Genomic DNA, 16645 nt, shown 5'->3' with positions numbered 1-16645 from the left:
GCATGAAAGGAAGTTTTGCGATGAATATTTCTACACAATCGACAACTAATCAATATGAATTATCACATACGCAAAAACGATTTTGGTTCCTGGACAAGCTTGATTTTTCCGATGATCCATCAGCTCGCGCAATGTCCCATGTGTCTACTGTATTTACACTGGTCGGCCCACTGGAGCTGGGGCTGTTTAAACAGACAGTACAGGATCTAGCGAAACGGCATGCTGCCCTTCGCACCAGTTATCGGGATCATGACGGCTCGCCGCTGCAGCTCGTTTTTCACGATATTCAAATTCCGGTTGCGATCTATGATATTTCGGCTGATGATTCGCGTGAGCGGCTGGAGCATAGAATACAGGAGGAATTGAATACACCGTTCGATTTGCAGCAAGCCCCGTTGATTCGGTTCACCTTGTATAAGTTATCCGCGGACAAACATATCTGCATGATCGTCGCTCATCACAGTATCGTCGATGGGCTATCTATCGACATTATACTGTCCGAACTGATGGTGATTTACAAGGCGCATGTTACCCAGGTTCCGCCTGTACTACCAGAGCTTGATATTCAGTATAGCGACTATGCTCATTGGCATAACGGTATGCTGACAGGCGGTGAATTGGCGGACCAGCGTCAATTCTGGGCTGACTATTTGGCTGGGGAACTGCTCGATCTGAACTTCCCGCTGGACTATCAACGTCCAGCGGAACGAACCTATACCGGAGCGGCCGTACCGCTGGTTATTGGCGAGGAAATGTTTGTATCGCTCAAAAAAACATGTGAGCAGTTGGATGTGAGTCTATACATGTTTTTATTAGGAATTATGAATGTGTTGCTCGCCAAATATACACGGAATCAGGACATCATTGTCGGGACTTCTTTATCAGGCCGATTTCATCCCGATTTGAACGGAATGATCGGCAGCTTCATCAATACACTACCGGTGCGTAATCAGATAAACGGAGAAGAGTCTTTCAGCGTATTTGTCAAACGAATCAAAGAAAATGTGCTAAATATTCAGGAAAATCAGGCATATCCGTTCGATATGATCGTCCATGATCTGGGGGCAGATCGCAATAATAGCCATCATCCCGTATATGATGTTGTGTTTGAAATGCATACACTGCATGCAGACAGCAAAGCTGTACGCGAAATATCGCCAGGATTGTTTTTGTCATTTGAACATTCGCTTCAACCTATCCGTTATTCCGTATTTGATTTTATATTTGAGCTTTATCAAAAGGAAGGGCAGATCGAAGGCTATATTCAGTATGCCACCCACCTGTTTGAATCGTCTTCAATGGAACGGTTAAGCTGTAATTTTTTACAACTGGTCCAGCAGGCCATCCAGAATCCAACGATACTTGTTAGCGAAATGGATATGCTGTCGGAGACTGAGCGCACACAGGTGATGGAAGATTTCAATCAGGTGTCTGTTGATTTCCCGGTACATACGCCATTTCCTATACTGTTTGAACAGCAGGTTGTACGTACGCCGAATCATATTGCGGCCTCTTACGACGGAGAGCAATTATCGTATAGAGAATTAAATGAGCGTGCGAACCGTTTGGCGCATTTTTTACGCAGCCGCGGTATAAAGTCAGGGCAATTTGTTGCTGTTATGTGTGAGCGCAATCTTGACTGGCTGACCTCGCTGCTGGCAATTCTCAAGAGTGGTGCAGCCTATGTGCCGATTGATCCGAATGTGCCGGATGAACGCGCAACTTATATCTTACAGGACTGCGCTGCAAAGCTTCTGATTACTCAGAATCAACTGCTGGAACGCGTGAGCAGACTGGATACGGTTGCAAGCCTTTCTGTGCTGTGTGTGGATATGCCGATAGGGGAAGGGCCATTATGGCCGCAGCAACATGAGCTGATCACCAGCGAGTGTCTGGCTGATTTCCCGGTAACTGACGGGGAGGACGATCCTTCAGCCGAACGGCTTGCTTATATGATCTACACTTCCGGTTCAACCGGTACGCCCAAAGGTGCACTCGTACGCCATAATGGCATGATCAATCATCTGTACGCCAAAATTTATAGCCTGCAACTGAGTGAACGCGATATTGTAGCACAAAATGCTTCGATCAGTTTCGATGTCTCTATCTGGCAATCGCTTGTTGCGCTGCTGGTCGGCGGACAGACATCCATTGTTTCCTTTGAGGTGGGGCGGGATCAAACGTTATTGTTGCAGCATATAAAGAATCATCAGATTACAGTTATCGAGACCGTTCCTTCATTGCTGTTTGCTTTCTTGGATACGATGGAAAGTATGCCTGCTTCCGAACGTTCCTTGCCCTCCTTGCGCTGGATGATTGCCAACGGGGAAGAGCTGCCTGGCAAACTGGTCAAAAGCTGGTTTACCATGCTCCCGGATATACCGTTGATTAATGCCTATGGACCTACGGAATGTTCGGATGATGTAACCCAGTATATGATGCGCAGTGATGTTCAGGATGAATCTAACTTGACACATAAGCGCATTCCTGTAGGCAAACCACTTCCTAACATGCGTCTGTATGTGGTGGATCAATTTCATAAGCCAGTCCCGGTAGGGGTAAAGGGTGAAATATGGATTTCCGGAATTGGCGTTGGAGCCGGTTACTGGCATAATGACGAGCTGACCCGCAGCAAGTTCATTGCCAATCCGTTTGCCAACCACGAACATGAGCGCATTGTTTATCGGACAGGTGATTTGGGATGTTGGTTGCCGAATGGAAATCTGGAATTTTCCAGCCGGATCGATCATCAGGTCAAGGTACGCGGTTTCCGTATTGAGCTTGGTGAGGTAGAGGCGGTAATCAATCGTCATCCAGGGATAGACGAAGCGGCGGTGATTGCGAGAAAGCAAGGAAATGGCGATTCGATGCTGGTTACCTTTTATACAAGCAAGGAGCGTTTGGAGCCGGAACAATTGCGGACTTATTTGCAGGAGAAGCTGCCCTATTATATGGTTCCAGCGCAGTTAATCAGCATTGAGCAGATGCCGCTACTGACCAGCGAGAAAATTGACCGCAAAACATTGCAGTCATGGGCGAACGAGTATATCGCATCCGCACCATCCAAACCGGCAACATGGTCTACCCCGACAGAACGGGAACTTTCCTTCTTATGGGCAGAGATCCTGGAATTAAAGCAAGTGGATGCACAGGATCATTTCTTTCATCTGGGGGGGCATTCCATCAGTGCAGTCAAACTGGTAAACCGGATTCGGAAGCAGTTTGGTATCAGTATGGCACTCCAGCAAATTTTCACGACCCCGGTATTGCATGAACTGGCGGCAGTCATTGATCAGGAAAAAGCGGCCAAAACAACTGGCCATTCTCCAACGAGAGAGGCTGCGGACAATAATCCGTTGCGCCGTTTTCCGGCCAAAAGCGCATACGCGCTTGCTCCTGTTCAACTGCCGGAGTGGTATTTGCATGAACTGGAGCCGGACAACCCGTTTTATAATGTAAGCTTTGATTTGATGTTTTATGGTGATATGAATCTTCCAGCTTTTGAGTGGGCATGGCAGCGACTGATTGAGCGGCATTCCGTGCTTCGTACTCATTTTGCCAATCATGAAGGCGCAACGGTTCAAGTTGTGACATCGGAGCAGGACTTCCGACTGGACAGCGCATATGAGAATCGAACACATATAGAGCCGGATGAAATTATGCAAGATGTCTACCGGATGGCGGAACAGCATAACAATCAAAGTTTTGATTTTGCCCAAGGGCCGCTGTTTTCGGTCAAGTTGATCGAATATGCGGACAAAGAGTTTCTGATGATGTTCGTAGCGCATCATATTATCTGGGATGAGACATCGTCCATGAATCTGATTGACGAATTCAGTGAACTGTATAATTCGCAATTAGAACATCGTACTGCGCAGTTGCCTGAGCTGGAGATTGAATATACGGATTATGCCGAATGGATGAACACTTCAATTCAATCTGGATACCTGGAAGCCAAACGGCAGTATTGGCTGGATAAATTCGCTGTCGTGCCGCCAGCACTAGACCTGCCGACTGATTATCCGCGCCCTTCGATAGTGACGTTCAACGGTGGCACTGTGCTGAAGACGATTCAACCGGATTTGCAAAAGCGGATCGCCACTTACTGTCAGCAGCAAGGGATTACATTATATATGTTCCTATTGTCGGTATTGAATTTACAAATGCACCGTTTGAGCAATCAGGATCATTTCACAGTCGGTTCTCCTATTGTGAACCGTGACGATGTGAAGCTAGAACGAATGCTAGGGCTGTTTGCCACGGCGATTCTGTTGGAATGCCGAATAGAACCGAATATGACGTTTGCTGAATTGGTTTCCCAGAGCAGGCAGACGGCAATCGAGGCCTATGATAATCATCTATATCCGAGCAACTTCGTCATTGAGCAAATCCGGACGGAGAATGATCTTTCGCGTTCTAAGCTGTTTTCGGTTATGTACGGCTTGCAAAACAATAAACAAAATTTACTGAAAAACCTGAAATTTGTTGGGCTCGACTACAATCCGCGAGTTTATGATTTCATGGAAACCAGTTCGCGTTTTGATCTGACCTTTGCTTTTGATGAACTGGGTCACGGGATTGAACTTAATTTGAACTATAATACGGATCTGTTTAAAAGAACGACGGCAGAGCGGATTGCCGAGCAATTTATCTTGCTAACGCAACAGGTTATTGATTCGCCTGACGGCTCGCTTTATGCCTATGAGTGGCTGGACAAACAGTCCGAAACGATTATCGCCAACCTACGTAATCGCAAGCCACACAGCTATGAAGCCCAATCCTGTGTGCATCAAGTGATTGAACGTCAGGTGGAATTGACACTGAACGAGATCGCCATCTTCGATCATAATCAGACAATGACGTATAAACAAATGAATGAAAAAGCGAATCAGTTGGCGCATTTGCTGCTGACTGCCGGTGTGCGGCGGGAGCAAAAAATCGGAGTTAGGTTTGAACGTTCGGCTGATTTGATTGTTTCGCTGCTTGCCATTTGGAAAGCAGGCGCCGCTTATGTGCCTATCCATCCGGAACTCCCACAAGCACGTCAATTGGAGATTATACAGGCCGCAGATATTTCTGTACTGATCACGGGAACCGGTTCATGGACGGTGCAATCTGTACACCCGGTAACCGTGCTTGATCTCAGCAAGTTGGAGGCGCAGTTGCATGCACAGTCGACCATTAATCCGGGTGTAGAGGCGGATCGCTCCACACTGGCCTATGTATTATTTACCTCGGGTACAACCGGGAAGCCCAAAGGAATTGAGATCGAACATCAGGGCATCGTGCATTTGTTTGCCGGACTGGCGCAGCATTATTCGTTGCAGGTTAATGATACGGCGCTGTTCCACACCTCGTATTCATTTGATGCTTCGTTGCTGGAGATATTTTGGCCGCTCACCTGCGGAGCGCGCATTTTCATCCCACATCCTGATGAAGCCAAAGATCCGGCTGCGCTAGGGAAGCTTGCGGAGGAGCAGGGAGTTGCATTCTTGCAGTTTGTACCGCTGATGCTGGAGGAATTCATCAACGCCCGCAGAAACGGGGTATTTACACAATGGCCTGAACTCCGGTTTGTGATTAGTGGCGGAGCGCCGCTTACACGCAAGCTGCGCGATTTGTTCCGGGAGGAATTCGATTGCGGATTGTACAACCATTATGGACCGACAGAAGTCACGGTAGATGCAACAACATTTGATTGCAGGCTGGAATTTGAAGGAGAGATTGTGCCGATTGGCTCGCCGCTGGGCAATGTAATGGTATATGTGCTTGATCGAATGATGAATATTGTGCCAGCAGGCGTGCCTGGTGAACTATACATCAGCTCACCAGGACTGGCACGTGGTTATTTACATGATCCTGAACGCACGGCAGACAGTTTTGTGAACGATCCGTTCTCTGATACGTCTGACTCGAAGCTATACAAGTCAGGCGACCTCGTCAAATATACAGAAGAAGGCATCATTCGCTACATCGGCCGGCTGGACCAGCAGGTGAAGGTGAGAGGAAACCGGGTGGAGCTGGAGGAAGTTGAAACGGTACTTATGCAGCACCGTGATATCGCCAGCGCAGCCGTTATCCACCGCCATGACAAAGGAATGGATGGTTTGGTCGCCTATGTGGAAATTACAAACAAGTATCAGCCCTTTAGCAATACACGACGTTTAAAATGGTTTAATTTGGCGCAAATGCCGCAGTTGGCCGAGGGGATGAATGCACTGCATCGGCAGTCATGGCCTGATTATTTTATCGGGGATAGTGTAATGCTGGAACACTGGCCTAAACTGTTTGCCAATTTCATCGATTATCAATTTGCCTTGCTACAAGAAGATGGAGAGATTGCCGCTGTCGGCAATACCGTTCCAATGTATTGGGACGGATCACCGGATCATCTTCCGCAAGGCTGGGATGAGGGTCTGCTGAAAAGTGTGGAAACCGCCGGTTCGTATCCCTCTCCCAATACGCTACTGATATTGGCCGGGGTGGTAAATGAACAGCAACGGGGCAATGGACTAGCCGGGCTGCTGCTGGAAGCTTTCAAATATGTGGCTGACGCTCACCAGTTGGAGCATATTATCGTACCTGTTCGACCAACAGGCAAAACGAACTATCCCGAACAGTCATTTACAGAGTACTGTGCGTTGACCAGATCAGATGGCCTGCCGTTAGATCCTTGGCTGCGAACCCATATCCGGGCAGGCGGACAAGTTCTAAGTATTGCAGAACAATCACAGACGATCACAGGCAGTATTAGAGATTGGCAGCTATGGACCGGAATCGAGTTTTCGAAAAGCGGCAGTTATATCACGCCAATCACGTTACAGCCTGTCATGATTGACTTGGAACAGAAAAATGGAATCTATTACGATCCGAGTGTATGGGTGCAGCATTTTCCACATCCGGAATCCGGTGAGGAGAAGTTCCAGACGGGAATTTCCTTGACGAACCGGCAGGCGTTGTCCTCTTGGCTCCGGAGCAGACTCCCTGGTTATATGGTTCCGCAGGAGATTATTTTTGTGGCCAACATGCCGTTGACCTCTACCGGCAAAATAGACAAGGTACGCTTATCTGAAATTCAAAATACAGATGAACGCATCCGGGAAATCATACCGCCTCAAAATGAAGAAGAAGCACTTGTTCTGGCCATCTGGCAAGATGTTCTGCAACTGGATGAAATCAGCGTCAATGATAATTTCTTTGAATTGGGCGGTCATTCTCTCAAGGCGACCGCAGTTGTCGCTAGAATAGGCGCTGCTTGCGGTTATGTTCCAACCCTGCGCGAGTTGTTTGAAATGGCTACTGTCCGCAGTCTGGCACAATGGATTCTGCAGAAAAAGCAGACCATGCCCACCCTTGAAAATCCGGCATCTGTAAGCTTCACAAAGGTGGAGCGGCGTGAACGAACCAAACGCTAAAAATTCAAATAATAAGGAGTTAGACACTGTGGAAATCAAGGATTATACCGAAGCCAACCGGCGCTCATGGAATCAGGTGGCTGCCCGCCATCATAAGGGAAAGGAGGAGCGAAAGAAGCTATTCCGCCAGAAAGGATATTCGGTGCTGGATGAGACGATAACCGCCAAGTTGAAGGCGTACGGTCTAGAAGGCAAGTCTGTTGCTCATCTCTGCTGCAATGACGGCACGGAAACGTTATCCCTTAAAAATCTGGGGGCGGCCTCCTGTATAGGATTTGATATTAGTGATCTAGCGATCGATGAAGCTCGTAAGCTGGCAATAGATGCTGGGATTGAATGTGAATTTATGCAGACCGATGTGTACGAAATCCCGGAACAGTATAGCGGAACATTTGATCTTATATATATTTCAGCCGGCTCATTGATTTGGTTTCCTGATTTATCGCTGTTTTTCCAGATGGTGCAGCGGCTTTTAAAAGACGGTGGAAATGTACTGATCTACGATATTCATCCGGTGCTGTTCATGTTAGATGAGAATGATAAGGAACATCCTCTGGAAATGAAGTTCTCGTATTTCATTGATGAACCGCGCGTATATAACGAAGGCTTGGATTATATCAACAAAGAGACCTATGAAGGCGCGCCATATTATGTATTCGATCCTACCCTGTCGCACATTATGAGCTGTACACTGAGCAATGGACTGATGATTCAGTCTTTTGACGAGTACGATCATGATATTTCAGCGCTGTATGATCATTTAAAAGATCAGGAAGTGAAGCTTCCGAAGTGCTACGTACTGAGCGCTCGTAAACAGAGAAATGCTCTACTAATGGATTAGAAGGGGCGGGATTAAGCTTGAAATCCCCGTATAAATGCTGGAGAGTACTGTGGATATGTATATTGGCGTGCTGGCTGGCGCTGTCTGCACCGGTCATGTCCTATGCGAATGCAGCAAAGGACATGACGCCCCGCTATCTGGAGCAAATTGAATCATGGGTACAGGAGCAAATGGAACATGCGGAAATTCCGGGCATGTCTGTCACGATAGTCAGTGGAGATCAGATTATATTGCAGCGGGGTTACGGGTTCAAGGACGTGTCTGCCGGCACTGCCATCAGTCCGTCCACCCTGTTTGAAATTGGTTCAAACAGCAAGGCGTTTACTGGTCTGGCAGTGTTAAAACTGGCGAAGGAAAATCGCTTGCATCTGGATGATCCGGTGAGCAAGTATCTGCCCTGGTTTCAACCTGTGTATCATAATCAACCGGCCGTAATCACGATAGAGCAACTGCTGCATCATACGAGCGGCATACCGTTTGATACGATTGGCCATCTGCCGGAGGGTTATGGAGCGGGTGAATTGGAGAGGACGGTTCGCATATTGCAGAACCAGCCCTTGAATCGTGCGCCTGGCAAAACGTATGAGTATGCGACTATTAATTACGATGTGCTTGGAATAATCATTGAACAGGTTAGTGAGCAAAGCTATGCCGAGTATATGAAAGATAATATCTTTGAGCCGCTGGGGATGAAGCATACTTTTGCGGTGCAGGAACCGATAGCCTCCGCGGAATTGGCTTCCGGTTATAAAATGGCCTATACAAGGCCGCAATTATACAGCTCGCCGCCATTCGTGGGCAATGCCCCTGCCGGATATATAGTCAGCAATGCCGAGGATATGGCTCTGTGGCTTAAAATCCAGATGGGAATCGAACATTCAGGATCTTTTGAATATTCACTGATTGATCAATCTCATCTGCCGAATCGCACGGTTCCGCCTGAGAGCAACGGTGCATCCTATGCGGTAGGCTGGGATATCTTCCAAATTGGAGAAGGTGAGATTTCGCATTCGGGTAACAACCCTACATTTTCTTCCTTTGTGGGCATGCGTCCGGCAGAAGGCATTGGCGTTGTCATTATGGCTAATATGAACAGCGATTATACGCAAGGGATCGGACAAGGCATTCTGAGCCAGTTGCATGGTGAAGAGCCTCCGTTAATTCATTCCGATACCTACAAAAAAGCGGATTCTGTGGCGGTTGGCCTAATTATCGCCTTGTCTATTATTGGAGCTGCGGTACTTGTGTATCTGGTGCTGGTCTTCCGTGACATTGGCAACGGCAAACGCAAACCATCCTTTCAACGGGCCAAGCCCTACAGGTTGCTAGGATATCATCTAATTGCTGCCTGCCTGTTCGCATGGATGATATACAAGGCTCCTGATATTCTGATGTACAAACTGACCTGGCGATTTATTGAAATATGGCTACCATCGACGGTAATGACCGCTGTGTGGCTGCTACTGATTACTGGAGCCTTGTATATGGCTTACTCGCTGCTGACTCTGTTTTTTCCAAAAAACACGGAGAAGTCATTTCTGACGCCAATTGTTCTGGGTTTGGTCAGTGGTTTAGGGAATGCGTTTGTCATTTTTATTATCAATGAATCGTTCAACCGAACGGATAATCTGATGAATGGGCTCCTGTTTTATTTTGCGATGGCGCTTGCGATGTATGTGTTCGGACAGCGAATCATCCGATCTATACTGGTTAAGCTGACCAATCAAATTATTTATGCCAAGCGGATGGAGTTGGTTGATAAGTTTTTGCAAACGAGCTTCTCCAAAATGGACAGCTTTGAAAGAGGACGTGTAGAAGCGACGCTTAATAATGATACCGAAGCCATCAGTCGCTCCATGGGAATCCTGATATCGGGCGCGACCAATCTGATTACCTTGTTATGCTGTTTTCTATATCTTGGGATTATGAACATGTATGCCTTGCTGCTATCCATAGTGATCATTGCTGTGCTAGCGGTATTGTATATGTATGTAGGAAGCCGGGCGAACCATTTAATGGAGGAAACGCGTGATCTCCAGAATGTTTTTTTTAAGTTTATCAATGATCTGCTGAAAGGCTTCAAGGAGCTTTCGCTTCATTCTGACAAACGCCGGGAATTCAGAGAAGAGATGCAAATCAGTTGCGAAACGTACAAAGAGAAGCGCAATGTGTATCAACTGCGTTATTCGGACATTTTTGTGTTGGGAGAACTGCTGTTCATACTGGTGATCGGGTGTGTAGTATTTGTATTTCCAGAGCTTTTTAAGCAGATGGATACGTCGATGCTACGAAATTATGTGTTTGTGTTCTTGTATATGACCGGTCCCGTCAATCAACTGCTGGACAGCGTTCCCCAGTATGCGCAGAGCAAGGTCAGTTGGGATCGCATTAAACAAATGATCCGGGAGGTGGAACAGAGAATTCAACATCCTTCTGCTGAAGTTGCCGTCCAGACGGTTCCGATTCGATTGCAACTGGAAGATGTGACCTATAGCTATACGGGCAATAACACATCGGGGCCAACCGGGTTTGCGGTCGGACCCATCAACTGCTCATTTGACAGTGGCAGCATCACCTTTATTACTGGAGGTAACGGAAGTGGGAAGTCAACCGTGGCTAAGCTACTTACTGGATTGTACACACCAGATACAGGCAAGGTGACACTGAATGATGGCGTGATTTCCTCATGTGGGCTAGGTGAGTACTACTCGGCAATCTTCGGCGATTTCCATCTATTCGACCGTTTGTATGGCATCGACTGGCAGGCTAAAGAAGCAGAAATGCAACACTATCTCCGCTTGCTGGATTTGCAGGACAAGATCGTTATTCATAACGGCACATTCAGTACAACCAAACTGTCAACCGGACAGAAAAAAAGACTGGCCTTGCTGATTACGTATTTGGAGGATCGTCCAATCTGTCTATTTGATGAATGGGCTGCGGATCAAGATCCGGAATACCGCCGTTTCTTTTATTATACCCTGCTGCCGGACATGAAGGATCGGGGCAAATGTATTATAGCAATTACGCATGATGATCATTATTTCCATCTAGCTGATCGTATTATCAAAATGGATGGGGGGCGCATTGTGGCTATGCAGCAGACTACACAAACGGTAGTTCCCTTAATCAAGCCAAGCATTCCGTTATTCGAGAAGGGGTGATGACCGTTAAAACCATATTATTTTGCCTCCCATATGCAGGCGCCTCGGCTACAATATACTGGCAGTGGAAAGGTCAGCTAAGTCCACATATCGAGCTCCGACCGGTTGAACTTGCCGGCAGAGGCGCTCGTTATGACGAGCCTTATGCGGCCAGCATTGCCGATATGTTAAAGGATGCGGTGACACAGATAGGACCACAAGTACAGGAAGTACCCTATGCCATTTACGGGCACAGCATGGGGGCAGTGATAGCGTATGAATTATATTATTTGCTGCTCCGGGAAGGGTATCCGCCGCCTGTCCATTTGTTGCTATCCGGTCGGCCTGCACCTTTGTCTGATCGGAAGCGTACATTTTCTTGGTCCAGTCTCAAGCAAAGGCTCCTGGCCCCATTGTCTTTTCCGGATGGCCGTATCCCAGCGGAGATTAAACGCCGTCCGGAGTTGGCCGCAAAGTTCAAAAAAATATTAAATGCCGATGTCCGTGTACTGGAGACATATCGTCTTGATCCGGCACGGCCCTTGATAAATTGCCCGGTAACCGTATTCGCCGGGTTGAACGATAAGATCAACAGGGAAGAAATCCAGTTATGGAACCGGCACACCGTTCACAACTGCGAAATCGTATGGATTAAAGGGGATCACTTTTTTCTACACAGCCATATGGAGGAAGTGGTAAGCGTTATCAATCAGACCATCCCTGCCGCAATTCAAGATCAGGAGGGTTTCATTCAATGGAAACGATAGGTTGTTATGAAACATCATCAGCTCAAAGGAGATTGTTTGTCGTTCAGCAGTTCAATCCGCACAGTGTAGCCTATAACCTATCTTCTGTTTTCAAAATACTGGGGACACTGGATCTCCAAAAATTTGAGCAGGCAGTACAGCAGCTTATCCAGCGGCATGAATCTATGCGGACGATATTTGAGACAGATCTAGACAATAACGATATTTCGCAAACCGTACTGGCTACGGTTCCGTTTTCGCTGGAAACGCTTGAGGTGGAGGAAGAGCAGCTCGAGGAAGTATTGAAATCGCTGGCACAGCCATTTGCCCTGAATCAGGCTCCATTATTCAGGCTTAAGTTGATCCGCACTTCTCCCGCAGTCTATTATTTATTTTTTGATATTCACCATATCATTGCGGATGGCATATCCATTCAAATTATGATAAAAGAGATCGGCTGTCTTTATAACGGCATTCCGCTTTCTCCGGTAGAAGTGCAGTATGTGGATTATGTAATGTGGCAAAACGATTTGTTTTCCAGTGAGAAAATGAGCGCACAAGAGCAGTACTGGATGCAGCAGTTTGCAGACGAATTGCCGGTGCTGGATTTGCAGACTGACTATGCCAGACCGTCATACAGCAGTGGTCGCGGTAACTATGTGCATTTTAAGTTAAATGCGGATGTTGTCCAATCGGCGCGGCAGATAGCTCAACAGGAAGGAGCAACACTGTATATGGTGTTGTTCAGTATTTATTCGCTACTGCTGCATCGTTATACTTCCCAGACAGATATTGTAATCGGCACACCGATTGCAGGTCGCCGAAGCGCCGAATTGGAGTCGGTGATCGGTATGTTTGTGAATACGCTGGCACTTCGTACACGTCCTCAAGGGAACATGACTTTCCTGGAATTGTTGGCCCAAATCAAGCAAACTACGTTATCTGCTTACGATCATCAGGACTATCCGCTTGATATGCTGGTGGAGCGGCTGAATATTGCGCGTTCATCAAGCAGACATCCCATTTTTGATACTATGCTTGTTGTGCAAAATATGGACAAGTACGAATTGGAGATGAGCGACCTTGTCTTCCAACGCTATGAATGGGAGAGTGACAGCTCCAAATTCGACCTGACGCTGGAATTGACAGAAGATAATGATGTGATTACCGGCAAGCTGGAATACAGCACCGATTTGTTCACACCGGATACAATGAACAGAATGGCTGCTCATTTTGTCAGATTGTCCAGACTGGTAACAACGATGCCAGGTATGGAACTGCATCAGTTTGATCTGTTGGATGAAGTGGAGAAACAGCTTATATTACATCAGTTCAACGACAATATCATCAATTATCCTCTTTTAACAATTGATCGGATTTTTGAAGAACAGACAGAGTTGCACGCGGAACGAACCGCGTTATTTCATGATGGAAGGATGTATACATATCGGGAACTAAATGATAAAGCCAATAGGCTTGCACACAGCTTGCGGAGCCGTGGCTTGGTGCAAGGAACGAATGTTGGCATAATGGCAGAGCGTTCTCTCGAGATGATCGTGGGTATGCTTGCTGTGATCAAAGCAGGAGCCGCTTATGTGCCTATCGAGCCGGATTATCCGACACAGCGAATATTAAATATGCTGGAGGATAGCAGTATGGAATGGCTGCTTGTACAGGGAGAACCCGAGCAGCCGCTTCCGGGCAGCTTGAAGATACTGGATTTGTTGGATGAATCATTGTACAGTACAAACACCGCAAATTTAGGATTGGTTAGGGAACCTGACCAGACGGCGATCATTATTTTCACCTCAGGGACGACCGGTAGACCTAAGGGAATTATGATCAAGCATCTTGGCATTTCGCGTTTGGTCAAACAAACCGATTATGTGGAATTAAGCGAGAACACCCGGCTGTTGCAAACCTGTGCTTTGGGATTTGATGTCTTTACGTTTGAGACATGGGCACCCCTCCTTAATGGAGGATGTTTGTATTTAACCGATAAAAACACGTTCCTGGATACAGCGCGATTGAAGCCGTTTCTATTACAGCACTCCATCAACATAATGACTCCAACTACTGCCCTGTTCAATCATTTGTTAAACGAAGACCCTGAAATTTTTAATAACCTGGAGACCATTATTGTGGGTGGCGAAGTGATGTCCCCCTCACATGTGCAGATTCTGTTGCAACATCATCCGCATGTACGACTCAAAAACGGGTATGGACCAGCGGAAAGTACGACTTATACTACGACCTATGATGTGACCAATCAAGAGAAAAAAAGTATTCCAATCGGTAAACCGATAACCGGCACAACCTGTTATGTACTGGATGCATTTAATCAGCCCGTACCCATCGGAGTTGCCGGAGAGCTGTTTATAGGCGGAGACGGATTAACGGCCGGTTATGTGAATCGGCAGGACCTGACTGATGAAAAATTTCTTACGGTACCATGGCTTAACCAGGAGCGACTGTATCGTAGCGGCGATTTGGTCAAATGGCGTGCCGACGGTAATCTTATATACCTGGGGCGCAGAGATCACCAGATCAAAATTAGAGGCTACCGGATTGAGTTGGAGGAGATCAAACGGCAAATTTTAAGCTTGCCTCAAATTCAGGAAGCGGTTGTTATTCCTATCAAGCAGGAGGGTAAGGAGACGCAGATTTGCGCCTATTATACTGCAACTACATTGTTAAATGAATCGGACTTGCGAACACAGTTACAACAGTTGTTGCCCGAATTTATGGTTCCTCAACTGTATGTGCAGCTCAAGCAAATGCCCATGTCTGCCAACAATAAAATTAATACTAAAGAGCTGCCACCACCTGATAGGGTCACAACTGCTTCAGATTCAGATTTCATTTCGCATGAATGGCCGCTGGATGAGCTAGAGCGGATCATTTCTGATATCTGGAGTGAAATACTAGAATTGAAGATGATCAGCGTGACAGACAATTTCTTCCTGCTTGGTGGACATTCGCTCAAAGCGGTTCTGATCGTAGCAAGGCTTCGCAAAGAGCTGGGTGTCGATGTCGGCATGGATGAGATCTTTGCTCAGCCAACGATCCGTGGATTAGCCAATCAACTGCGTTTCCGGCAAAAAGAGGACCTGCCGGTACCGCAAATTGTGGAGCAGCGCGAATTCTACCCAGCTTCATATCAGCAGACCCGTCTTTATGTTCTAGAGAAAATGAGGCGGTTCGCGGATACGAGCAACAATATAACCGATGTGAATTGGATTACTGGAGCGCTCAACAAGAAACGTTTGAAAAAGACAGTCCAGCAACTAATGGAACGGCATGAGTCACTTAGACTTTCACATGAGCGAGCAGGCGAACAGATCGTATTCAAAGTTCATGACCAAGTGGAAGTCCCGCTAGAATGGATAAGCGGGACGGAAGAACAACTTCCAGAACGGATAAGACAATTTGTCCGTCCTTTTGATTTAACACAGGCGCCTCTATTCCGTGTAGGTGTTGTGACGATATCTTCCGAGCGGCATGTGCTGATATTCGATATTCATCATAGCATTTCGGACGGTTTTTCACTTGGATTGCTGACGGAAGAGGTTATGGCTTTATTTCGGGGAGAATCGTTGCCGCCGTTGGAATTCCAGTATAAGGATTATGCGGTCTGGCAGCAGTCGTTCCGGCAGTCTGATGCTTGGCACAAGCAGGAGCGGTATTGGCTGGACATAATGAAGGGATCGCTGCCGGTTCTTCATCTGCCAACGGATTATCCAAGACCCGATGAACAGAACTATGAAGGTGCATTGTTTCGATTCCAGGTGTCCATCGAAATGACCTTCCAACTCAAACGGCTGGCGGACGACACCCATACGACACTGTACATGTTGTTACTGACCGTGTATTTCACACTCCTGCAGCATTATTCAGGAGATGAAGATATTATGGTCGGCACTCCTGTTGCTGGGCGCAATCAGGTTGAATTCCAGCAGTTGCTGGGTATGTTCGTTAATACGATTGTGCTCCGCAGCCAACCGTCTGCCAGCAAAACTGTCCGCGAACTGTTGAAGGAAGTGCGAACTCGTACCATTGAAGCATTCAGTAATCAGGATTATCCTTTGGAATTGCTAATCGAGAAGCTGGACGTTCGACCTTTGGCCAACCGCAATCCGTTGTTCCAGACGATGTTTGCCTTGCAAAATATGGATATCCATCCACTGCAAGTGGATGGGCTGGTTATCACGCCGTATGCGTATGAACGAAAATCCAGTATAGCTGATATTCTCCTGATCGCTCAGGAGGATGGGGATGCACTGGGCTTCACGTTTGAGTATTCCACCCGTCTGTTCAGACAGGATACAGTAGAGCAAATGGCAAAATATTACGTTGCTTTGCTGGAATCATTGCTGTCGGATGGTCTTGATCAAACACTAGCAAGTATGAATCGGTACAGCGACCAATGTAAAAATGCCGAAAATGGAGATATGCATTCATTGTTGACCGACACATTTTCATTTTAACGCCGCTCAGAGA

General features: G+C 46.9%; 5 protein-coding genes. All 5 read left to right on the top strand.

Annotated features, from left to right (window positions below; all coding sequences use genetic code 11):
- Window positions 1–20: 20 nt before the first annotated feature.
- From RQP50_RS09555 to RQP50_RS09535, 5 genes are read left to right on the top strand one after another with little or no spacing between them, the layout of a single operon-like run.
- Window positions 21–7415: a non-ribosomal peptide synthetase gene (locus RQP50_RS09555; protein WP_315745088.1), complete on the top strand. Its 7395-nt coding sequence runs from the start codon at window positions 21–23 to the stop codon at window positions 7413–7415.
- The gene (locus RQP50_RS09550; RefSeq protein ID WP_081677043.1) at window positions 7396–8256 is read left to right on the top strand and encodes a class I SAM-dependent methyltransferase; all 861 of its coding nucleotides are present in this window, start codon (window positions 7396–7398) and stop codon (window positions 8254–8256) included. The genes RQP50_RS09555 and RQP50_RS09550 overlap by 20 nt, the downstream gene beginning before the upstream one ends.
- 17 nt (window positions 8257–8273) lie before the next feature.
- The gene (locus RQP50_RS09545; RefSeq protein ID WP_315745085.1) at window positions 8274–11420 is read left to right on the top strand and encodes a cyclic peptide export ABC transporter; all 3147 of its coding nucleotides are present in this window, start codon (window positions 8274–8276) and stop codon (window positions 11418–11420) included.
- A complete protein-coding gene (locus RQP50_RS09540; protein WP_315745083.1) occupies window positions 11420–12166 on the top strand; it encodes a thioesterase II family protein in 747 nt (248 codons plus the stop codon). Before RQP50_RS09545 ends, RQP50_RS09540 begins: the two co-directional genes overlap by 1 nt.
- The gene (locus tag RQP50_RS09535) at window positions 12154–16632 is read left to right on the top strand and encodes an amino acid adenylation domain-containing protein (RefSeq protein ID WP_315745081.1); all 4479 of its coding nucleotides are present in this window, start codon (window positions 12154–12156) and stop codon (window positions 16630–16632) included. Before RQP50_RS09540 ends, RQP50_RS09535 begins: the two co-directional genes overlap by 13 nt.
- Window positions 16633–16645: the final 13 nt, after the last annotated feature.

This window comes from Paenibacillus suaedae (assembly GCF_032337355.1).
Lineage (GTDB): Bacteria > Bacillota > Bacilli > Paenibacillales > Paenibacillaceae > Paenibacillus_B > Paenibacillus_B suaedae.
The sequence above is the reverse complement of the archived record's forward strand: the minus strand, read 5'-3'. Positions and strand labels throughout refer to the sequence as shown.

Coding starts and splice junctions, on each gene's coding strand:
- RQP50_RS09540 (WP_315745083.1), top strand. CDS start 11,420: ATGACCGTTAAAACCATATTATTTTGCCTCCCATATGCAGGCGCCTCG.
- RQP50_RS09555 (WP_315745088.1), top strand. CDS start 21: ATGAATATTTCTACACAATCGACAACTAATCAATATGAATTATCACAT.
- RQP50_RS09535 (WP_315745081.1), top strand. CDS start 12,154: ATGGAAACGATAGGTTGTTATGAAACATCATCAGCTCAAAGGAGATTG.